The organism is Pseudomonas sp. GW821-FHT02C04 (genome assembly GCF_059421845.1).
The window spans coordinates 155918-176826 of record NZ_JBWKVT010000004.1; the positions used below are offsets into that span (position 1 = coordinate 155918).

The following is a 20909-nucleotide window of genomic DNA, read 5'->3' on the forward strand; positions in this document are numbered from 1 at the left end:
ACGCAATGCCCTGGCGATCTGCACTGGGGTGATTGTGTTCCGGACCATGTTACCTACCTCACATCTCATGAAAAACGCCGCAAAAGTGCGGCGAACGAAAGAATGTCCGGTGGTCCGGTTCATATACCCTAAGCGCGTATAAATATTAAATAAACTAACTTTTAGGAATATGCATAGAAGATCAAAAGCTCACTCGGCTTTGCGCTCCGCGGCCATGGGAATCTACCTCAAGGGCACTTTCAGACAAGGATTCACGCAACCGATTTTCAGCGTCTGTGATGGTGCCCAGCGCGAGTTGTTGCCGACCCGGTCGATGATGCAATAGGTCACATCCAGCCGCAGGTCTTCGCCGGCCTCGACGATGATTGCCGGGGGCACCCAGACCTGAATGCCGTGACCGACATCGGCCTGAATGACACGAGGCAGATCCATGCGCACGTCGCCCCAGCGCAGGGTGATTTCGTCACCCTCGGCCATGTTCAGGTAAGGCTCGATGGTCAGGGGAACGCCGCGCTTGATCTGGTTCGGGTTGACCCCGCGTCGGCGAATGACCTCGGGAAGACTGACCGGCAGCAGGTACTGGTTTTCCTCCGCGCAGCCTGCCGCGAATTGCCCGCCCGGGCAGTCGAGCTTGACCTGGAACCGCGCGCTGGCCGACAGCGCCGGGTTTCTTCCGACCTGCATGACCCGGTAATGCACGCGCGGCGAACCGCTGATGATGAAGCTTTCCGGTACCCGCAGGCTGACCGTGCTTCCGACATCCCCGGCATTCAGCACGCGGGAAGCGACGTAGCAGCCATCCCAGAACAGCTCTATCAGGTCGCCACTGTCCATGTCGTGCCAGGGCCCGATGTCGACCGTCAGGTTGGCGGCCGCCATGAGGTTGATACCGGTCCCGTGGGATTTTTCCAGGGTCGGTGGTGCCAGCAGCGGGGTGTTTGAAATGCAGGTCATCGGTTTCTCTCCTTGAAGCCTTGCAGCGAAGTCCGTTTTCGAAAGAACGAATGGCGTGAATTAACCGGCAATAAAACTTCGGAGTTCTGTACAAGTTTTAAAGTGTCTTGTTGAACTAGTGTGTGCCGGTTGGCGACTAGATAAGAGTTCGCCGGAAGAGGTGTCAAGCGACTGGATTAGTTAATCCGTGAATTACGGATTAATCAGAAGGTTCCTACATTGTCGCGGCCGTCAGCCTAGGCTTTGTAAGGAAGGAGGCTACAGATTGCTGCGGTTTTCAGCCTGTTTCGCTGTGTGTTCTGCCGTAGCGGAAAATCAAGGCGCGGCGAATTTTACGCGCAGCGAACGTGTTGCAGGACATATATATGTACTGCGCTTTGAGGGGTTTTATTGTTTATTTCTGGAGCGGGATTGTATTGCGGGGGAAACACTACTTCCATCCATGGAAGTGAGTGATAGCACTTGCTAAGTTGTCAGCCGTTGCTGCGGAACTTGCTGAGAAACTGTCGTGTGCGTTCTTCTTTCGGATTGGCAAACAGCGCTTTGGCTTCGCCTTGCTCGACGATTACACCCTTGTCGAAAAACACCACACGGTTGGCCACATCACGGGCAAATGCCATTTCGTGGGTAACGATAACCATGGTGCGTTTTTCTTCGGCCAGGCCGCGAATGGTCGCCAGTACTTCGCCCACCAGTTCCGGGTCGAGGGCCGACGTCGGTTCGTCGAAAAGGATCACTTCCGGCTCCATCGCCAGCGCCCGGGCAATCGCCACGCGCTGTTGCTGGCCACCGGACAGGCGCCGTGGGTAGGCGTCTTCCTTGCCCGCCAGGCCGACCTTGGCCAGCAGCTTCTTGCCCAGGGCAATGGCTGTGTCGCGGGGCATCTTCTTGACCACGATCGGGCCTTCGATGACGTTTTCCAGGGCGGTGCGGTGGGGGAACAGGTTGAAATTCTGGAACACGAAGCCCACGTGCTGGCGCAGGTTGCGCACCAGGCTTTGCTGCTGGTTCAGCGGGCGGCTGGTATCGATTTCGATATCGCCGACCTTGATCCGGCCGCTGGTGGGTTGTTCGAGGAAGTTCAGGCAGCGCAGGAACGTGGTCTTGCCCGAACCGCTGGGGCCGATGATTGCCACGACCTCGCCTTCCTTCACTTCAAGATCGATGCCGTTGAGCACGACTTGACCCTTGAACTGCTTTGTCAGTTTTTCCACGACAATCATGGGGTCAGGACTCCTGGTCGTGCCGATTGACCCGCTCTTCCAACTTGTTCTGGAAGTGCGACAGCACTGTGGCCAGAATCCAGTAGATCAGCGCGGCGGCAAGATACATGGTGAAGACTTCGAAAGTCCGGGCGGTAATCAGTTGCGCCTGACGGAACAGCTCCGGCACCTGGATGGTGGCGGCCAGTGCGGTGTCCTTGACCAGTGAAATGAAACTGTTGCCCAGCGGCGGCAACGCCGTGCGCATCGCTTGCGGCAGGATGGCCCGGCGCAGGGTCTGCGCGCGGGTCATGCCGATGCTCGCAGCCGCTTCCCACTGACCGCGTTCGATCGAACCGATCGCGGACCGCAGGATTTCACAGGCGTAAGCGGCCATGTTCAGCGAGAAGCCGATCAGGGCCGCCGGCAATGGATCGAGTTCCAGACCCATTTGCGGCAAGCCGTAATAGATCACGAACAGTTGCACCAGCAACGGCGTGCCGCGAAAGAACGACACGTAGATGCGGGCCAGCCAGCTGACCGATTTGAAACGCGACAGGCGCATCAACGCCAGGCCAAAGCCCAGCAGCAGGCCGAAGAACATGCCGCCGAGGCTGAGGACTACCGTGTAGTACGCGCCCTTGAGCAGAAAGGGCGCGGAGTCCAGTGCGAGTTGGAAAGCTGCTTCCATTATTTAGTGACGTCAGCTTGGAAGTACTTTTCCGAGATCTTGGCCAGGGTCCCGTCGGCACGCAGCTCGTCGAGAGCCTTGTTCACGGCCGCCAGCAGTTCAGGCTCGCCTTTGCGCAGGGCGATACCGGATTCCTGACGGGAGAACGCCTGACCGGCCGCTACGGTTTTCGGTGCTTTCTTGGCGTATTCAAGCGCGGCCAGACGGTCGATCAGAATCGCGTCGGTACGGCCGTTGTTCAGGTCGGCGAACTTGGTCGGATCATCGTCATAGGTGCGCACGTCGGCACCCGGCACGTTGGCGCGAACCCATTGCTCGTAGTTGGTGCCCAGGCCTACGCCGACTTTCTTGCCAGACAGGTCAGCGGCGGACTTGATGTTCAGCGCAGCTTCCTTGTCCTTCAGCACCAGCGCCTGAATCCCGGAGATGGTGTACGGCTCGGAGAAGTCATACTTCTTCTTGCGCTCGTCGGAGATGGTCACTTGGTTGACCACGACGTCCAGACGCTTGGATTCCAGCGCGGCGAGGATGCCGTCCCACTTGGTTGGCTGAATCTTGGCCTTGACGCCCAGCTTCTTGGCCAGGGCTTCGGACAGTTCGACTTCGAAGCCCGACAGTTTGCCATCGGCATCAACGAAGCTGAACGGTGGATAAGTGCCTTCCAGGCCGACGTTGATAACGCCTTTGTCCTTGATCTGTTGCAGTTGCTCACCGGCAACGGCGCTGCTGATCAGACCGGCGCTCAGTGCCAGGCCCAGCGAACCTACCAGCAGATTTCGACGTAGTGCGGAAAGAATCATGACAAGCCCCTGTGTTTTCTTATGGAAGACGCTTAAGGAAAGTTGGCGAATCCGGGAGTTGAACGACAGCGCTATCCTGCCTTAAAGCAGCTTATGCGTCTCTCGCGAAATTCGCCTGCGGCGAGACTATAAGACGGTTCTTTTAGAATGGAAAATAATGAATTTTCTATTTGTTATGCATTTAATGAATATGTATTCGAGCGGGTGCTGAGCGTTCCCACGCAGGGCGCGGGAACGCGCTCAGGCCTACAGAAAATCCTTGTAGGCAAACAGCGCCGGGGCTCCGCCAGTGTGCAGGAAAATGATCGGGCCGTCGTCGAAACGCCCGCGACCGATGCCGTCGAGCAACCCGGCCATCGCCTTACCGGTGTAGACCGGATCGAGCAGCACGGCTTCCTGGCTCGCCAGCAGTTTCACGGCCGCCAGTGTCCCTGCATTCGGCTCGCCGTAACGCGGGCCGAAGTATTCGTCCCACAGTTCGACCTTGAAACTCTCCGGCAGCGCCACGCCCAGCAGATCGGCAGTGCGTTCGGCCAGGCCTTGCACTTTCGGGCGCTGATCTTCTTCGCTGCGCGAGACGGTCACGCCGATCACCGGCAGTTGCGGCAGCGCTTCGCTCAAGGCCAGTGCCAGGCCGCTGTGCGTTCCGGCGCTGCCCGAGGCGAGCACCACGGCGGAAAATTGCAGGCCGGTGTCCTTGATCTGCTCCGCCAGCTCCAGGCCGGCGCGCACGTAACCCAGTGCGCCGAGGGCGTTGGAGCCACCGATCGGCACCAGATACGGCTTCTTGCCGTTGCTGCGCAGACGCACGGCGAGGGCGGCCAGTTGTTCGTCGGCGTTGTCGAGGTTGTCGACCAGTTCGACCTTGGTGTCGAACAGATCCAGCAGCAGGCGGTTGCCGTTGCCGGTGTAGTTGCTGTCGTCGGTGCCCAGCGGATTTTCCAGCAGCGCCACGCAGCCCAGGCCGAGTTTCGCGGCCAGCGCGGCGGTCTGGCGAACGTGGTTCGATTGCAGTGCGCCGGCGGTGATCAGGGTATCCGCGCCTTGGGCGAGGGCATCGGCGGCGAGGTATTCGAGCTTGCGCAGCTTGTTGCCGCCCATGGCCAGCGGCGTCAGGTCATCGCGCTTGATGTAGAGGTCGCGGCCGAGCCAGGTGGACAGGCGCTCGAGCTTTTCCAGTGGGGTCGGTTGGCCGAGCAGGTCGAGGCGGTTAAAGCGGTCCAGCTGTTGTTTGATCATGAGTCCGTACTGATGCAAGGAGATGTCAGGACTATAGGCACGCCGATTTACCGGGGCAACCGCCAATCGCTTATAGCCAAATGTGCTTAGGCCAGCACTATCGGTTCTTAATTCGCCTCCGGGGCGTTGCCGTAAAGTAGTGGCCGTTGACGCGGCCAGACAGTCCGGCCGCCCGTGAGGAGTCTTTACCGTGAGCGAGCGTTCCAGCCATTGGCAATTGCAGACCATCGTCAGCCAGCTGCGTACCGCGCGGGATCAGTGGCGTACGCAAAATGGCCGCGCCAGCGGCGAGCAGGGCGGGCGCGAGTTGCCGTCCCGTGATGCGATGGCGCAGATTCTCGAAGCCTTGTGCGGCGCGTTGTTTCCCATGCGTCTGGGGCCGGTGGATCTGCGTGAAGAGAGCGAGGATTTTTACGTCGGCCACACCCTCGACGTTGCGTTGAATGCGTTGCTGGCACAAGCGCGACTCGAACTGCGTTACGTCGCCCGCCACAGCGCCCGGGCCGACACCGAAGTCGAGGCGCAGGCGATCAGGATCATTCAGGATTTTGCTCTGGCGCTGCCAGGCCTGCGCAGCCTGCTCGACACTGATGTGCTGGCCGCGTATCACGGCGACCCTGCGGCGCGTAGCGTCGATGAAGTGCTGCTGTGCTATCCGGGGATTCTGGCGGTGATTCACCATCGTCTGGCGCACCATTTGTATCGCGCGGGTCTGCCACTGCTGGCGCGGATCAGTTCGGAAATCGCCCACTCGGCGACCGGTATCGATATCCATCCGGGCGCGCAGATCGGCCGCAGTTTCTTCATCGACCACGGGACCGGCGTGGTGATCGGCGAGACCGCGATCATCGGCGAGCGCGTCAGGATTTACCAAGCGGTGACCCTCGGCGCCAAACGCTTCCCGGCAGACGAAGACGGCCAGTTGCAGAAGGGCCATCCACGGCATCCGATTGTCGAGGACGACGTGGTGATTTACGCCGGGGCGACGATTCTCGGGCGCATCACTATCGGCCAGGGTTCGACCATCGGCGGCAACGTGTGGCTGACCCGCAGCGTGCCGGCCGGGTGCAACCTGACCCAGGCCAATCTGCAGCATGATGACGGGACGCAGAAGTAATTTTCCTGTCCGATCGTTCCCGCGCAAGGTGGGAACGATCGCCCTCACCACAGCGTCATACCCCTCCTTTAGCTAGCGTACGAAAGCGACCGCTGAGCCCTGCGATTAGTCCTTAGCGTGCTATCCATGTTTAACTTGAACGTTCATTCAAGTTAAACCGGTAGCTCGCTGCCCGCTCACAACAGGAGGCTTGCCTTTGCTGAGTCCGATCATTTCAGCCATTTTCCAATCCCTTGAGGTGCACCGTTCATGAGTGCATCGTCCACCCCCGCCAGCGGTCTGGTGCGCATGAATCCGCCGGTGTTCTGGTTCGCCGCGACGGTGATCCTGCTGTTTGGCCTGGTTGTCATCGCCATGCCGGAACAAGCCGGTGCCTGGCTGCTTGAAGCGCAAAACTGGGCGGCCAATACGGTCGGCTGGTACTACATGCTTGCGATGACCCTGTATCTGGTCTTCGTGGTGGTCACCGCGTTATCGGGCTACGGCAAGATCAAACTCGGTGCCGACCACGACGAACCCGAATTCAGTTACCTGTCCTGGGCCGGCATGCTGTTCGCCGCCGGGATCAGCATCACGCTGTTTTTCTTCTGTGTGTCCGAGCCGCTGACCCACATGCTCCAGCCGCCGCAAGGCGAGGCCGGCACGGCGGATGCGGCGCGTCAGGCGATGCAGATTCTGTTTCTGCACTGGGGCCTGCACGGCTGGGGCGTGTTCGCTTTCGTCGGCATGGCGCTGGCGTATTTCGCCTACCGGCATAACCTTCCGCTGGCCCTGCGTTCGGCGCTGTACCCGCTGATCGGCAAACGCATCAACGGCCCCATCGGCTACGCGGTGGACGGCTTCGGCATCATCGCCACGGTGTTCGGCCTCGGTGCGGACATGGGCTTCGGCGTGTTGCACCTCAACTCGGGTTTGGACTACCTGTTCGGCATCGCCCACACCCAGTGGATTCAGGTCGGCCTGATCACGCTGATGATGGGCGCAGCGATCATCGTCGCCGTCTCGGGTGTGGATAAAGGCGTGCGGGTCATGTCCGACATCAACATGCTGCTGGCCTGTGCGCTGCTGCTGTTCGTGTTGTTCGCCGGCCCCACCCAGCATTTGCTCAACACCCTGATCCAGAACCTCGGCGACTACCTCGGCGCGTTGCCGATGAAGAGTTTCGACCTCTACGCCTACGACAAACCGAGCGACTGGCTCGGTGGCTGGACGGTGTTCTACTGGGCCTGGTGGATCGCGTGGTCGCCATTCGTGGGCCTGTTCATCGCACGGATTTCCCGTGGCCGGACCATCCGCGAATTCGTCTTCGGCGTGTTGTTGATTCCGCTCGGTTTCACCCTGGCGTGGATGTCGATCTTCGGCAACAGCGCTATCGATCAGGTGCTCAATCACGGCATGTCGGCACTGGGCATGTCGGCCCTCGACAACCCGTCGATGACCCTTTACCTGCTGCTGGAAACCTACCCGTGGAGCAAAACCGTCATCGCGGTGACGGTGTTCATCAGCTTCGTGTTCTTCGTCACCTCCGCTGATTCGGGCACCGTGGTGCTCTCGACGCTGTCGGCCAAGGGCGGCAACCCGGATGAAGACGGGCCGAAGTGGCTGCGGGTGTTCTGGGGCGCGATGACCGCGCTGATCACCAGTGCGCTGCTGTTCTCCGGCAGCATCGATGCGCTGAAGTCGGCGGTAGTGCTGACCTCGCTGCCGTTCTCGCTGATTCTGCTGCTGATGATGTGGGGGCTGCACAAGGCGTTCTATCTGGAATCGCAGAAGCAGATTGCGCAACTGCATTCGCTGGCGCCGGTCTCCGGTTCACGACGTGGCAAGGGTGGCTGGCGCCAGCGTCTGAGTCAGGCCGTGCACTTCCCGTCGCGCGACGAGGTGTACCGCTTCATGGACACCACGGTGAAACCGGCCATCGAAGAAGTGACGGCGGTGTTCGTCGAAAAAGGCCTGAACGTGGTCACCCAACCGGACCCGGCCCATGACAGCGTCAGCCTGGAAATCGGTCACGGCGAGCTGCATCCGTTCATCTATCAGGTGCAGATGCGTGGCTACTTCACGCCATCGTTCGCCCGTGGCGGGATGGGTTCCAAGCAGCTCAACAATCGCCGCTATTACCGCGCCGAAGTGCATCTGAGCGAGGGCAGTCAGGACTACGATCTGGTCGGTTACACGAAAGAGCAGATCATCAACGACATCCTCGACCAGTACGAACGGCACATGCAGTTCCTGCATCTGGTGCGTTGATCGGGGCAGGGCGCCGGGACGCTTTCAGGTCTCGGCGCTCAGCACCATGAACAACACCATCGCTGCGATCGGCACGCCGAACACGGCGCTGCCAATCGCAATCTCCGACCCCAGCGGCTGTCCGGCGTGCACCACGCCGACCGCACCGTTGATCACCGTCAACGCCAGCCACAACGCCGCGAAGCCGTAGGCCAGCGTCTGCCGACTGAAGCCGATGCGCTCGCCGATATAGAACATCAGCGCCAGCAGGATCAGGCCGAAGAAGATGATGATTGCGGTGTGCATGGTTTGGGATCTGCCTGTTGATAGGAGTCATCCTGGCTTTGCTCAAGTTGAGCATAGGTCAGCTGTCGGTCTCATGCTGATCGACACATTTCGCCACGTATACATCTGTTTATGAGAGCTGAGTGCCGGGGCGCGTCCACCGCCGATCTGGCAATTAAACACGCGCCTGTCCGGTAGGCTAATATTTCTCCAAGTGTGTATGGTGTGTATTGGGTGAGGCGTCCAGCTCCTAAAGTACGCAGCTCTTGCTGTCGAACAGGGCGAAGGAAATGCGTAGTCGGGAAATGATCAGGATGATCGAGGAGGATGGATGGTATCTGGTCGCCGTCAAAGGTAGTCACCACCAATACAAGCATCCGGGCAAGCCAGGGAGGGTGACGATCAAGCATCCGGATTCGGATCTTCCCAAGGGCACGATCAACAGCATATTGAAACAGGCGGGTTTGAAATGAGGCCTGTGATTGAAAACGAAAGTCCGTTTATGGACATGTCAGAGGAAGGACTCACTTACATGAAATTCCCGGTCGTTCTGCACAAGGATGCCGACTCAGACTACGGAGTGATTATCCCGGATGTACCGGGCTGTTTCTCCGCAGGCACAACGGTAGCCGAAGCTTTTGACAACACTCAGGAGGCACTGGCCTTGCACTATGAGGGATTGGTCGCTGATGGCGCGCCGTTGCCTCGGGTTCAGGACATTGATGCCCATCTAGAAAATCCGGATTACGCCGGCGGTATCTGGGGTGTGGTCGAGTTTGATATCACCCCCTATTTCGGCAAGTCGGTGCGCTTCAACGCTACGCTGCCGGAGCAGTTGCTGGAGCGTATCGATCAGACGGTTCGGCGTGACCAGCGCTACAGTTCCCGCTCCGGTTTTTTGGCCGCTGCTGCCTTGCGCGAATTGTCGGCCTAAGGCCGGTTCACAGGATTTTGGGTCAGGTACTTTCCCGCTCAATCACGGTGCATTGCAGCAAGTTCAACCGCTGCACCTCATCGCTCGCCAGCACGCCCAGGCTTTCCAGCACCCGCGTCGCCGCCAGCACGCCGATCTCCAGCGCCGGCGGTTTGATTGTGCTCAGGCTCGGTAGCAGCATCTCGGCGAACGGGTAGTCGCCGAAGCCGAGGACGGCGCAGTCGTCGGGGATTCTGAGACCGGCCCGTTGCCCGGCGAGCAGGCCGCCGGCGGCGAGGTTGTCGTTGGCGAAGATGATGGCGTCCGGGCGCGGTGAGGTGTTCATCAGCGCTTCCATCGCTTGCTTGCCGGCCTCGAACGGGGCGCGATCGGCATCCGGTGCGAATACCCAGGGTTCCAGGCCCAACTCACGCACTGTCGCAGCGTAACCGTCGCGGCGCTCCAGTGCGCTGAAGTCGCCGGGTGCGCTGTTCTGCACGAACGCGATCCGTCGATAGCCTTTGTCGTGCAGATAACGAGCGGCGCTGACACCCACTTCGAAGTGCGAAAAACCGATCTGCATCGGCTCACGCTCCGGCTGGTAATCCCAGGTTTCGATCACCGGGATATCCGCTTCGGCGAGCATCTTTTCCGTGCCCGTGCTGTGGAAGTGACTGGTCACCACCAGCGCTGCCGGCGACCAGCCGAGGAAGGCCCGTACTGCGTTTTCTTCCTGCTCGGTACTGAAGTAACTCGAGGCCAGCAGCAACTGATAACCGTGGCGGCTGAGGGTGTCGCTGAAGCCCTGAATGGTGTTGGCGAAGATCGGCCCGGAGATGTTCGGAATCACCATGCCGACGATTTTCCCTCGGGCCGAGGCGAGCCCGCCGGCCACCAGATTCGGCACATAACCCAGCTCGGCGACCACTGCCGCGATCCGTTCGCGGCGTTCGGGCGAGACCTGTTCCGGCTGGTTGAAGTAGCGCGACACGGTGATCGCCGAAACACCGGCCTGGCGCGCCACCGCATTGAGGGTCACGCGACCGGCGCCACGGCGTTTGCGGGGCTTTTCTTCGCTCAAGGCTCGATCCTTCTTAAAAACAAAAACGCATATAAAAGTAATTTTTCAGTATTGGACGGTCTATGTCCGGCTTGCCAATACTGGCGATGTTAGCGCTAACAAGGCGCGTTGTCTGCTACTCGCTCGAGCGAATGCCCAAGACACCGAGACAGGCGCTGTCGTCGCAGAACGGCAGCGGTTCAGGGCAACTTTCGAGCGGGCACAGCATGCACAACATTCCTGGGGCGACACACAAACTGGCGCAATCGATCCGCGCTGCGGGCTGGCTACTCACCGGATTGGCCGCGCTACCGCTGCCTGCCGCGTTCGCCGCCGACAGCACCGATCAGGAGCCGACACTCAAGTCCGTCACGGTCACCGCCACCCGCCGCGAAGAATCGCTGCAAAAGGTTCCGGTGGCGGTGTCGGTGATCGACGGCGAGCAGCTGGAACGCGACAACCGCAACAGCGTGGCGAGCATCGTCCAGCAAGTGCCGTCGCTGAATTTCCGCACTGGCGCATCGAACAAGGACACCTCGTTGTTCGTGCGTGGCGTGGGGACGATTTCCACCTCGCCGGGCGTCGAGCCGACGGTGGCCACGGTGATTGACGGCGTGGTCTACGCCCGTCCTGGCCAGTCGACTCTGGATCTGCTGGATCTGGAACGCGTCGAAGTCTTGCGTGGCCCGCAAGGCACACTGTTCGGCAAGAACGCCTCGGCCGGCGTGCTGAACATCACCAGCAAGGCGCCGACGGCCGAGACCCACGGTTACATCGATCAGTCGTACTACAGCGGCAACGAAAGCCGCACCCGTTTCGGCATTGGCGGCAGCCTGATTCCGGACACGCTCAAGGGTTCGATCAGCACCCTGTTCGGCACTTACGACGGCAACGTCGATAACAAGCACAATGGCCAGGAGGTCAACGGTTATAGCCATCGCGGCGTACGCGGCAAACTGGAATTCACCCCGAACGACGACGTCACCTTCACCCTGATCGCCGACTACATGCAGTCCCACGATGACGGCCCGAACGGCGTCGTCACCAAGGCACTGACTCCGGCCTTCGCCAATGCGTTGAGCCCGGTCGGCGCGACCAGCCACAACCGCGACATCAACACCGACACCCGCACCCACGTCGAAGACACCAACAAGGGCCTGTCCGGCCAGCTCGACTGGCAACTGGGCGATTACACCCTGACGTCTATCACCGCGTGGCGCGGCTGGGACAACACCCAGTATCAGGACGGCGACCGCCTCGGCACGGTGACGGCAGCGTTCCCCGGCACGGCGGACAAGGGCGACCTGGCCTTCGACCAGTATTCGCAGGAGCTGCGTCTGGCCTCGCCGAAAGGCGAGCTCCTCGAATACGTCGGCGGCCTGTTCTACATGCACGGCAAGGATGACGAGACCTACCAACGCACCCTGACGACCACCACACGGACTGATCGCGGCGTCGCCGATTACAGCACCACCAGCGACAGCTACGCAGTGTTCGGCGAGAGCACGCTGAATTTCACCTCGGATTTCCGTGGCATCGCCGGCCTGCGCTACACCCACGACGATCTCGAATACGATCACCGTCGCGTTTCCACTTCCGTCACCACCGTCAGCGGCATTCAACCGGCCACCCGCAGCTCCGGTTCGGTGGACGAGGACGGCTGGTCCGGTCGGCTCGGTTTGCAGTACGACTTGAGCGATGCGGTCACCACTTATCTGACCTACTCGCGCGGCTACAAAGGCCAGGCCTACAACGTGTTCTTCAACATGCAGCCGCGCGATACCGAAGCCTTGAAACCGGAAACGTCCAACACCTGGGAGGCGGGGATCAAAGCCTCAAGCTGGAACAATCGCCTGACCACCAACCTCGCGGTTTTCCACAGCGACTACGACAACTATCAGGCGAACTTTTTCGACACCGTCGCCGGGCAAGTCGTAACGCGTCTGATCAACGCCGGCAGCGTCAGCACCGAGGGCGTGGAACTCGATTACGCCCTGCAGGCGACCCAGCAACTGAAGTTCTCCGGCGCGCTGGCCTACACCCGCGCTCGTATCGACGAGTTCGCCTGCCCGGCGGGCGCGGCGGCGTCGTGCAACGTCAACGGCAAACCGCTGCCGTTCAGCCCGGACTGGAAAAGCTACGTGCGGGCCGACTACACCATCCCGCTGGAAAACGGTCTGGATATCGAACTCGGCACCGACTACAGCTGGCAGAGCGAAGTGCAGTACGACATCAGCCAGAACGCCGACACCAAGCAAGGCGCCTACGGCCTCTGGAACGCCAGCGTCGCCCTGGCCGATTACACCAACGGCTGGCGCGTGGCATTGCTGGGCAAGAACCTCACCGATAAATCGTATTCGCCGTTGCTCGCCAGTGGTGGCAACTACATCTACCGCGCCGTGCCCCGCGACGACGAACGCTACTTCGGCGTGCAACTGCGCAAGGACTTCTGAGATGAGCAGACAGCTGAAACTCGGCGCGTTTCTCATGGCTACCGGGCACCACGTTGCCGCGTGGCGTCATCCGGACGTACCGGCGAACGCCGGGCTGGATTTCGCCCATTACAAACGCCTGGCGCAGATTGCCGAGGCGGCGAAGTTCGATGCGTTGTTCGTCGCCGACAGCATCGCTGCGCCGACCCAGGACATCGCCAGCCGCATGGCCCGTTCGGATCACTTCGAGCCACTGACCTTGCTCTCGGCCTTGAGTGCCGTGACCGAACACATCGGCTTGATCGCTACCGCCACCACCAGCTACAACGAGCCGTACCACGTGGCGCGTAAATTCGCTTCGCTCGATCACCTGTCGGGCGGGCGAGCGGGGTGGAATCTGGTGACCTCGGACAACGCCGCCGAAGCGCAGAATTTCGGCCGCGACGAACACATCGGCCATGCCGAACGCTACAGCCGCGCCCGGGAGTTTCACCAAGTGGTGACCGGACTTTGGGACAGTTGGCAGGACGATGCGTTCCTACGCGACAAAGCCAGCGGTGCCTATTACGACCCGGAAAAACTGCATGTGCTGGATCACGTCGGCGAACACTTCCGGGTCAAAGGCCCGCTGAATGTCGCGCGTTCGCCACAGGGTCAGCCGGTGATCGTGCAGGCCGGCTCGTCGGAAACCGGGCGTGAACTGGCGGCGCAAACGGCCGAAGTAGTGTTCACCGCGCAAACCTCACTGGCCAGCGCCCAGGCGTTCTACGCCGACCTCAAGGGACGCTTGCCGAAGTACGGACGCAGTGCCGATTCGCTGAAAATTATGCCCGGCGTATTCGTCGTGGTCGGGCAGACGGAAGCCGAAGCGCAGGAAAAATGTGAAACGTTTCAGCAATTGGTCGAACCCGAGGTTGGCGTCGCCCTGCTTGGGCGTATGCTGGGCAACTTCGATCTGTCGAAGTACCCGCTGGACGGGCCGCTGCCGGAATTGCCGCTGACCGACAGCGGCCAGCAAAGCCGGCAGAAACTGCTGACTGAACTGGCTGGCCGCGAGCATCTGACCCTCGCTGAACTGGGCCGCAGAATCGCTGGCGGTCGCGGGCATTACAGCGTCGTCGGCACGCCGGCGCAGATCGCCGACCGCTTGCAGGAATGGTTCGAGCAAGGCGCGGCGGACGGCTTCAACGTGCTGGTGCCGCACCTGCCCGGCGGGCTCGAAGACTTCGCCAACGGCGTGGTCCCGGAACTGCAACGGCGCGGACTGTTCAGAACCGAATACGAGGGCCGGACCTTGCGCCAGAACCTTGGCCTCGCCCGACCCGGCAATAGATTTGCGTAGCAATCGACACCCATTTCAAGACCGACAAGAGAGGATTCGATGACTTACACCGCTGCCGAAAACCGCTATGACTCCATCCCTTACCGCCGCGTCGGACGCAGCGGTCTGGTGCTGCCGGCGCTGTCTCTGGGCCTGTGGCACAACTTCGGTGACAGCACGCCGATCGACACTCAGCGCGCCTTGCTGCGCACGGCGTTCGATCTGGGCATCAACCACTTCGACCTGGCCAACAACTACGGCCCTCCCTACGGCAGCGCCGAGATCAATTTCGGCCGCTTGCTACGCGAAGACTTCAAGCAGTACCGCGACGAACTGATCATCTCCAGCAAGGCCGGCTGGGACATGTGGCCCGGCCCTTACGGCCAGGGCGGCGGTTCGCGCAAATACGTGCTGGCCAGCCTCGACCAGAGCCTGCAACGCCTCGGTCTCGACTATGTGGATATCTTTTATTCGCACCGCTTCGACCCGGACACCCCGCTGGAAGAAACCGCCAGCGCCCTCGCCACTGCGGTGCAGCAGGGCAAGGCGTTGTACATCGGCATCTCGTCGTACTCCGGGGTGAAAACCCGCGAGATCGCCGCGTTGCTCAAAGAGTGGAAAGTGCCGCTGCTGATTCATCAGCCGGCGTACAACCTGCTCAACCGTTGGGTGGAAAAAGACCTGCTCGACACCACCGACGAGCTCGGCACCGGTGTGATTGCGTTCACCCCGCTGGCGCAAGGTCTGTTGACCGACAAATACCTCAACGGCGTACCGGCGGATGCGCGGGTCAATCGTCCGGGCGGAGGTTCGTTGCAGGCTTCGCATTTGTCCGAGGCCAACATCGCTCATGTGCGGGCGTTGAACGAGATCGCCAAGCGTCGTGGCCAGAGCCTGGCGCAACTGGCGTTGGCGTGGACGCTGCGGGATCCGCGAGTGACCTCGGCGCTGATCGGTGCAAGCCGGCCGGAGCAGATTATCGAGAACGTCGGGGCGTTGAAGAACCTGAGCTTCAGTGCGGAAGAGCTGGCGGAGATTGATCGGTTTGCCCAAGAGGGCGGGATCAATCTTTGGGAGAAGCCTTCGACGGCGGAATAACAGAACGCTGATCGTTCCCACGCGGAGCGTGGGAACGATCAAAAAGGTTCAGCGAAAAAACGGCACATCCCCCAACACCGTAGCCCGCTGCATCACCCGCCGCGCCGGGCGGTAATCATCCACCGCGTAATGCTGCGTCACGCGGTTATCCCAGAACGCAATGTCATCCTTCTGCCAGCGCCAGCGAATGGTGAACTCCGGCCGCGTCGCGTGGGCGAACAAAAACTTCAGCACCGCTTCACTCTCGGTTTCCGACAGCTCATTGATTTTCGACGTGAAGCCTTCGTTGACGAACAACGAACGCCGCCCGCTCACCGGATGCGTGCGAATCACCGGATGCGACAGCGGTGGATTCTTGCGCCGCGCCTCTTCCCACTGCGCCAATGCTTCCGGCGTGTTGCCATAGCGCTCCAGCGGAAACGAGCGGGTGAAGTCGTGAGTCGCGGTCAGCCCTTCAAGCATTGCTTTCATCGGCGCCGACAGCGCTTCATACGCAGCAATCCCACTGGCCCACAACGTGTCGCCACCGAACTCCGGCAACAGCTTGGCGCTGAGCACCGCGCCCATGGCCGGGGTTGGCAGGAAGGTCACGTCGGTGTGCCAGATCGCGTTGTCGCGCACGTCGGTGACGGCGGTGTCGAGGATCAGCACTTCCGGTTGCTCAGGCACATTAGGGTAGATCGGGTGAATGTGCAGGTCGCCGAAATAGTGGGCGAAGCGCGCTTGTTGCGACGGCTCGATCGGCTGATTGCGGAAGAACAGCACCTGGTATTTGAGCAGCGCCTGCTCGATGGCGTCGCGCTGTTCCAGGTTCAGCGGCTGGCTGATGTCGACGCCGCTGATCTGTGCGCCGAGGGCCGAGCTTAACGGGGTGATGTTCAGGCTGCTCATGGTGGTTCTCTTCAATTCCGGGGCCCCGAAACTGTCGGGGTAGTCAGTGCTGAAAAATCAGTGGGCCTGGCCGTGCCACGGCACCAGTTTGCGTTGCAGGGCGCGCAGGCCCATCTCCATGGCGAAGGCGATCAGGGCGATGACCAGAATCCCCAGCACCACCACATCGGTGACCAGGAACTGCGCGGCCGACTGCACCATGAAGCCCAGGCCGCTGGTGGCTGCGATCAGTTCGGCGGCGACCAGCGTCGACCAGCCGACACCCAGACCAATGCGCACACCGGTCAGAATGTCCGGCAGCGCGCTCGGCAAAATCACGTGGCGAATCAGTTGGGCGCGAGTCGCCCCCAGCGATTGCGCAGCGCGCAGTTTGGCCGGGTCGACGGTGCGCACGCCGGTGGCGGTAGCAATCGCGATCGGAGCGAAAATCGCCAGGTAGATCAGCAGCACTTTCGACAATTCGCCGATACCGCACCAGATCACGATCAGCGGCAGATAGGCGAGTGGCGGAATAGGGCGGTAGAACTCGATCAGCGGATCCAGCACACCACGCGCGATTCGGTTGGCGCCGATGGCAATGCCCACCGGCACGGCGGTCAGAATCGCAAAACCCAGGCCCAGACCGATGCGGCTCAGGCTCGCGCCCAGGTGCTGCCACAACGTCGAATCCATGTAACCCGTGGTCGCCAGTAACCAGCCTTTCTGCAGCACGGCGGACGGTGGCGGCAGGAACAGCGGTTCGATCAGGCCGGTGGCCGTGACGGCCCACCAGATCACCAGCAACGCGAACAAGGTCAGCAGGCTGATCCAGCGAGTGCTGAGGCTGCGACGCACAGGAATCACCACCGACGTGGCGGCGGGTTTCACTGCGGTGGCGGAAACGTCGTAACTGCTCATGCGCGCTCCTGCCGCTGAACGGCGCTGCGTTGCGAGAACACTTTGGCGAGCACGTGTTCGCGGGTTTCGATGAAGCGCGGATCGGACTTGATCGACCGCGCCGATTCGCCGGCGGCATAGCGCTGGCCGAAGTCGAGGTGCAGGCGTTCGACGATCTGCCCCGGATTCGGCGCCAGCAGAATCAGGTCGGTGGCGAGGAACACTGCTTCTTCAATGTCGTGGGTGATCAGGAACACCGGTTTGGCGGTGCGTTGCCAGACTTGCAGCAACAGTTCCTGCATCTGTTCGCGGGTGAAGGCGTCGAGGGCACCGAAGGGTTCGTCCATCAGCAGCACGCGCGGGTCGGCTGCGAGGGCGCGGGCCAGGCCGACACGTTGCTTCTGGCCACCGGAGAGTTGCCAGATGCGACGTTTTTCGAAACCGGAGAGATCGACCAGCGCGAGCATTTCCCGTGCACGCTGTTCGCGTTTGTCCTTGGCCACACCGGCCAGCTCAAGGCCGAAGGCGACGTTGGCCAGCACGTCCTGCCAGGGCAGCAGGGCGTCGTCCTGGAACACCACGCCGCGCTCGGCGCTCGGGCCTTTGACCGGCACACCGTCGAGGGTGATACGGCCGGCGCTCGGTTCGACGAAGCCGGCAATCAGGTTCAACAGCGAAGTCTTGCCACTGCCGGACGGGCCGAGGGCAACCAGCAATTGCTGGGGCCCCAGGGTCAGAGAGATATCCGCCAGTACCGGTTCCGGGCTGCCGGGATACTGTGCGCTGATGCGCTCCAGCTGTAGCAAGGCCATCGCAATTAGCTCCCGATCAGTTGGTGATGTACTTGGGGGTGACGTACGGCGCGTAGTCCGGCAGTACTGCTTCGACCTTGCCTTGCTCCTTGAGGAACGCAGCGGTGTCGGTGATGGCTTTGGTGGTCGGCGCGCCGAGGTCACTGACCTGATCCGCCGCCAGCGGGTAGACGTTGCCTTGCAGCAGCAAAGGAATGTCGCTGGCCTTGGCGCCGGACAGTTTCACCAGCTTGTCGACGTTGCTCTGATTGGCGATCCAGGCTTTCGGATCCTTGCGGTAGTCGGCGTAGGCGTCGAGGGTGACCTTGGCGAATGCGGTAACGATTTCCGGGTGCTTCTCGGCAAAGTCTTTACGCACGATCCAGGCGTCGAAGGTCGGCGCGCCGAACTTGGCCAGCTCTCCGGAAGTGATCAGCACTTTGCCGTTTTCCTTGGCCACACCCAGCGCCGGATCCCAAACGTAGGTGGCATCGATGTCACCGCGCTTCCACGCGGCAATGATTGCCGGCGGGGCGAGGTTGAGGACAGTGACTTTCGAAGGGTCGATGTTCCAGTGCTTCAGCGCGGCCAGCAGGCTGTAGTGACCGGTGGACACGAATGGCACGGCGATTTTCTTGCCGACCAGATCCTGCGGCGTCTTGATGCCGGAACCGTCGCGGGCGACCAGCGCTTCGGCGGCGCCGATCTGTGTGGCGATTAGGAAGGTTTCCACCGGGACTTTGCGGGTGATCGCAGCGGTCAGCGGGCTGGAACCGAGGTAGCCGATCTGCACGTCGCCGGAAGCGATGGCGGTGATGACGTCCGCGCCGTTATCGAACTTGCGCCAGCTGATGTCGGCCTTGGTGGCTTTCTCATAGGCACCGTCGGCCTGAGCGACTTTCGCCGGGTCAACGGTGGTCTGGTAGGCGACAGTGAGGTCGGCGGCCTGAGCCAGGAAACTCGCGGCAGCCAGAGAGGCCACGGCCAGCAGGCGAAGCGGGACATTCAGTTTCATTGAAGAGCTCCATATCAGGCGACCGAGCGTCGGCGTGAAAGGAGACTAAATGATCTAAGAATCTAGAAATAAATAACTTTTTAGACTTAGCTTATGAGCGGAAAAATCTAAGGGAAGGCAGAGCAGATCGTTCCCACGCTCTGCGTGGGAACGCCTCAATGGACGCTCAGCGTCCCAGTGACCGTGACGCTGAGCGTCAGGAGCTGCATTCCCACGCGGAGCGTGGGAATGATCAGAGAAGGAAGTGTCAGTTGCTGATCGCCAGAATACTCGCCTGATACGACCCGACAAACACGTCGAAATCGCCCACCTCGTTCTGCTCCAGCTCAGCCTGTTGCGCCAGCGACGACCGCGCCAGTTCTTCGAACTTCGCCTGTTCCTCAGCCGCCAACGGCTCGCTGCGGAAGAACTCGGCGTGAGCCTGGCTCTGGCGCAGGGAGAATTGCGCGAAGCTTTCCTTGTGCTCGGCCATCGCCGCCAGCACCTGGGCCGAAGGCGTCAGAGACGAATCCTTGACCTTGGCCAGTTGAGCGTCGAGTGCCTTGCTGTGGGCATCGCCGCCATGGCTTTGATCCAGCAGCGCCGCCAGCGGAGCGATTTTTTCCAGCAGTTCGGCGGCCCATTCCTTCAGTTCGACCGGTTGGCCGTCACGCTGCAATTGCAGGCCCGGACGACGACCTTCCTTGACCACGCTGAGGAAGTTCGACGTGGCGTTGCCGCAGCTGATGTTGGTCAGCAGCGGGCTGTCGTTCAGCGCGCAGTACAGCAGGAACGCATCGAGGAAGCGCGATTCGGTGAGGTCGATGCCCATTGGCAGGAACGGGTTGATGTCCAGGCAACGTACTTCGACGTACTGGATGCCACGGGCGACCAGCGCCTGGATCGGCCGCTCGCCGGTGTAGGTCACGCGTTTCGGGCGGATGTTGGAGTAGTACTCGTTTTCGATCTGCAGGATGTTGGTGTTCAGTTGCACCCACTCGCCATCCTGGTGCGTGCCGACTTCTACGTACGGCGCGTATGGCGTGGCCACCGCTTTGCGCAGACTGTCGGTGTAGCTTGCCAGGTCGTTGTAGCAAGGGGTCAGGCCAGCCTGGGCGTTGCTCTGGTAACCGAGGTCACTCATGCGCAGGCTGGTGGCGTAGGGCAGGTACAGGGTGTCCGGGTCCAGTTGTTCAAGCTGATGCGAACGGCCGCGCAGGAACCCCGCGTCCAGCGCCGGCGAAGCACCGAACAGGTACATCAGCAGCCAGCTGTAGCGACGGAAGTTACGGATCAGCGCGATATAGGACGACGACTGGAAATCCCGGTCGGTGCCGACGAAGCCTTCGGCTTCTTTCAGCAGCGGCCAGAGTTTTTCCGGCAGGGAGAAGTTGTAGTGAATCCCGGCGATGCACTGCATGGTCTTGCCGTAACGCAGGGCCAGGCCCTTGCGGTAGACATACTTGAGCTGACCAATGTTGGAGGTGCCGTAATAGGCGATCGGGATGTCTTCCTCGGCCGGCAACGGGCACGGCATCGATGGACTCCACAGGTACTCGTTGCCGAGCTTGCTGTAGGCGAAGCGATGAATCTTGTCCAGGCTGGCCAGGGTGTCGGCCGGGTCTGGCAGGGCAGGCGTGATGAATTCCAGCAGCGACTCGGAATAGTCGGTGGTGATCTGTTCGTTGGTCAGCGCGGAACCCAGGCTTTCAGGGTGCGGCGTTTGCGCCAGACGTCCCTCGCCGGTCACGCGCAGGCATTCACGTTCGATACCGTGCAGGCACTGCTCGAGCAGAGAGAGGTTGGCGCGCTCACCGAGCAGAGCCAGGCGGCGGTTGAGAAGTTCGCTCAATTTGGATTCCTTCACGCGTCAGTCGCCCCAATATGGGGGTGGGCAGGACGGTCTACAAGGGTGAAGTTGAAACTGGCGTTTTCGCCTGGTTTTCGGGCCATGAAAGCCCCATTGGAAACGCCAACTTCAGTCCCTGAATCTGGCAGACGCGGGCGAGGAAAACT

General features: G+C 61.1%; 19 protein-coding genes. 7 read left to right on the forward strand and 12 right to left on the reverse strand.

Going from position 1 to position 20909, the window contains the following annotated elements; genetic code table 11:
* Positions 1-222 precede the first annotated feature (222 nt).
* From AC07VV_RS16365 to AC07VV_RS16385, 5 genes are all read right to left on the reverse strand, one after another.
* Complete coding sequence (locus tag AC07VV_RS16365; RefSeq protein ID WP_495036823.1) at positions 223-954, reverse strand: hypothetical protein; 732 nt, start codon at positions 952-954, stop codon at positions 223-225.
* Between the two features lie 473 nt (positions 955-1427).
* Positions 1428-2177 carry an L-cystine ABC transporter ATP-binding protein TcyN gene (tcyN, locus tag AC07VV_RS16370; RefSeq protein ID WP_495036824.1) on the reverse strand — a complete coding sequence of 250 codons (750 nt, stop codon included), beginning with the start codon at positions 2175-2177 and terminating at the stop codon, positions 1428-1430.
* Positions 2178-2181: 4 nt separating this feature from the next.
* Entirely contained in the window at positions 2182-2847 is a 666-nt protein-coding gene (gene tcyL, locus AC07VV_RS16375; protein ID WP_085733348.1) for a cystine ABC transporter permease, read from the reverse strand.
* Positions 2847-3647 (reverse strand): cystine ABC transporter substrate-binding protein, encoded by an 801-nt coding sequence (tcyJ, locus tag AC07VV_RS16380; RefSeq protein WP_096821892.1) that lies wholly within the window; start codon positions 3645-3647, stop codon positions 2847-2849. The genes tcyL and tcyJ overlap by 1 nt, the downstream gene beginning before the upstream one ends.
* Positions 3648-3893: 246 nt before the next feature.
* Positions 3894-4886 carry a D-cysteine desulfhydrase gene (locus AC07VV_RS16385; RefSeq protein WP_495036825.1) on the reverse strand — a complete coding sequence of 331 codons (993 nt, stop codon included), beginning with the start codon at positions 4884-4886 and terminating at the stop codon, positions 3894-3896.
* Between the two features lie 190 nt (positions 4887-5076).
* Between AC07VV_RS16385 and epsC the strand changes: the two genes are divergently transcribed.
* Together epsC and betT are read left to right on the forward strand one after the other, a co-directional pair.
* On the forward strand, positions 5077-6003 hold the full coding sequence (gene epsC, locus AC07VV_RS16390; protein ID WP_096821894.1) for a serine O-acetyltransferase EpsC: 927 nt from the start codon (positions 5077-5079) through the stop codon (positions 6001-6003).
* 288 nt (positions 6004-6291) lie between these two features.
* A complete protein-coding gene (gene betT, locus AC07VV_RS16395; protein ID WP_173861336.1) occupies positions 6292-8253 on the forward strand; it encodes a choline transporter BetT in 1962 nt (653 codons plus the stop codon).
* Between the two features lie 24 nt (positions 8254-8277).
* On the opposite strand, the gene AC07VV_RS16400 is transcribed toward betT, so the two are convergent.
* Positions 8278-8538: a hypothetical protein gene (locus AC07VV_RS16400; RefSeq protein ID WP_096821896.1), complete on the reverse strand. Its 261-nt coding sequence runs from the start codon at positions 8536-8538 to the stop codon at positions 8278-8280.
* A gap of 269 nt (positions 8539-8807) precedes the next feature.
* Here AC07VV_RS16400 and AC07VV_RS16405 point away from each other — a divergent pair, with 269 nt between their 5' ends.
* A complete protein-coding gene (locus AC07VV_RS16405; protein ID WP_065261145.1) occupies positions 8808-8990 on the forward strand; it encodes a type II toxin-antitoxin system HicA family toxin in 183 nt (60 codons plus the stop codon).
* Positions 8987-9451, forward strand: a complete 465-nt coding sequence (locus AC07VV_RS16410; protein ID WP_495036826.1) for a type II toxin-antitoxin system HicB family antitoxin — start codon at positions 8987-8989, stop codon at positions 9449-9451. Before AC07VV_RS16405 ends, AC07VV_RS16410 begins: the two co-directional genes overlap by 4 nt.
* Positions 9452-9473: 22 nt before the next feature.
* On the opposite strand, the gene AC07VV_RS16415 is transcribed toward AC07VV_RS16410, so the two are convergent.
* Positions 9474-10511, reverse strand: coding sequence for a LacI family DNA-binding transcriptional regulator (locus AC07VV_RS16415; protein WP_495036827.1), 1038 nt, complete (start codon positions 10509-10511; stop codon positions 9474-9476).
* Between the two features lie 206 nt (positions 10512-10717).
* Between AC07VV_RS16415 and AC07VV_RS16420 the strand changes: the two genes are divergently transcribed.
* From AC07VV_RS16420 to mgrA, 3 genes are read left to right on the forward strand one after another with little or no spacing between them, the layout of a single operon-like run.
* On the forward strand, positions 10718-12943 hold the full coding sequence (locus AC07VV_RS16420) for a TonB-dependent receptor (protein ID WP_495036828.1): 2226 nt from the start codon (positions 10718-10720) through the stop codon (positions 12941-12943).
* Between the two features lies 1 nt (position 12944).
* Entirely contained in the window at positions 12945-14264 is a 1320-nt protein-coding gene (locus AC07VV_RS16425; protein WP_495036829.1) for an LLM class flavin-dependent oxidoreductase, read from the forward strand.
* Between the two features lie 39 nt (positions 14265-14303).
* Positions 14304-15341, forward strand: coding sequence for an L-glyceraldehyde 3-phosphate reductase (gene mgrA, locus AC07VV_RS16430; RefSeq protein ID WP_007917913.1), 1038 nt, complete (start codon positions 14304-14306; stop codon positions 15339-15341).
* 48 nt (positions 15342-15389) lie between these two features.
* On the opposite strand, the gene tauD is transcribed toward mgrA, so the two are convergent.
* From tauD to gshA, 5 genes are all read right to left on the reverse strand, one after another.
* Positions 15390-16232 carry a taurine dioxygenase gene (tauD, locus tag AC07VV_RS16435; RefSeq protein WP_134825135.1) on the reverse strand — a complete coding sequence of 281 codons (843 nt, stop codon included), beginning with the start codon at positions 16230-16232 and terminating at the stop codon, positions 15390-15392.
* 57 nt (positions 16233-16289) lie between these two features.
* The gene (tauC, locus tag AC07VV_RS16440; protein WP_064382739.1) at positions 16290-17129 is read right to left on the reverse strand and encodes a taurine ABC transporter permease TauC; all 840 of its coding nucleotides are present in this window, start codon (positions 17127-17129) and stop codon (positions 16290-16292) included.
* Positions 17126-17920 (reverse strand): taurine ABC transporter ATP-binding subunit, encoded by a 795-nt coding sequence (gene tauB, locus AC07VV_RS16445; RefSeq protein ID WP_273537649.1) that lies wholly within the window; start codon positions 17918-17920, stop codon positions 17126-17128. Before tauB ends, tauC begins: the two co-directional genes overlap by 4 nt.
* A 16-nt stretch (positions 17921-17936) precedes the next feature.
* A complete protein-coding gene (gene tauA, locus AC07VV_RS16450) occupies positions 17937-18914 on the reverse strand; it encodes a taurine ABC transporter substrate-binding protein (RefSeq protein ID WP_102620596.1) in 978 nt (325 codons plus the stop codon).
* A gap of 247 nt (positions 18915-19161) precedes the next feature.
* A complete protein-coding gene (gshA, locus tag AC07VV_RS16455; protein WP_102620597.1) occupies positions 19162-20745 on the reverse strand; it encodes a glutamate--cysteine ligase in 1584 nt (527 codons plus the stop codon).
* Between the last annotated feature and the right edge of the window lie 164 nt (positions 20746-20909).

Coding starts and splice junctions, on each gene's coding strand:
- AC07VV_RS16365 (WP_495036823.1), bottom strand. CDS start 954: ATGACCTGCATTTCAAACACCCCGCTGCTGGCACCACCGACCCTGGAA.
- tcyN (WP_495036824.1), bottom strand. CDS start 2,177: ATGATTGTCGTGGAAAAACTGACAAAGCAGTTCAAGGGTCAAGTCGTG.
- tcyL (WP_085733348.1), bottom strand. CDS start 2,847: ATGGAAGCAGCTTTCCAACTCGCACTGGACTCCGCGCCCTTTCTGCTC.
- tcyJ (WP_096821892.1), bottom strand. CDS start 3,647: ATGATTCTTTCCGCACTACGTCGAAATCTGCTGGTAGGTTCGCTGGGC.
- AC07VV_RS16385 (WP_495036825.1), bottom strand. CDS start 4,886: ATGATCAAACAACAGCTGGACCGCTTTAACCGCCTCGACCTGCTCGGC.
- betT (WP_173861336.1), top strand. CDS start 6,292: ATGAATCCGCCGGTGTTCTGGTTCGCCGCGACGGTGATCCTGCTGTTT.
- AC07VV_RS16400 (WP_096821896.1), bottom strand. CDS start 8,538: ATGCACACCGCAATCATCATCTTCTTCGGCCTGATCCTGCTGGCGCTG.
- AC07VV_RS16405 (WP_065261145.1), top strand. CDS start 8,808: ATGCGTAGTCGGGAAATGATCAGGATGATCGAGGAGGATGGATGGTAT.
- AC07VV_RS16410 (WP_495036826.1), top strand. CDS start 8,987: ATGAGGCCTGTGATTGAAAACGAAAGTCCGTTTATGGACATGTCAGAG.
- AC07VV_RS16420 (WP_495036828.1), top strand. CDS start 10,718: ATGCACAACATTCCTGGGGCGACACACAAACTGGCGCAATCGATCCGC.
- AC07VV_RS16425 (WP_495036829.1), top strand. CDS start 12,945: ATGAGCAGACAGCTGAAACTCGGCGCGTTTCTCATGGCTACCGGGCAC.
- mgrA (WP_007917913.1), top strand. CDS start 14,304: ATGACTTACACCGCTGCCGAAAACCGCTATGACTCCATCCCTTACCGC.
- tauD (WP_134825135.1), bottom strand. CDS start 16,232: ATGAGCAGCCTGAACATCACCCCGTTAAGCTCGGCCCTCGGCGCACAG.
- tauC (WP_064382739.1), bottom strand. CDS start 17,129: ATGAGCAGTTACGACGTTTCCGCCACCGCAGTGAAACCCGCCGCCACG.
- tauB (WP_273537649.1), bottom strand. CDS start 17,920: ATGGCCTTGCTACAGCTGGAGCGCATCAGCGCACAGTATCCCGGCAGC.
- tauA (WP_102620596.1), bottom strand. CDS start 18,914: ATGAAACTGAATGTCCCGCTTCGCCTGCTGGCCGTGGCCTCTCTGGCT.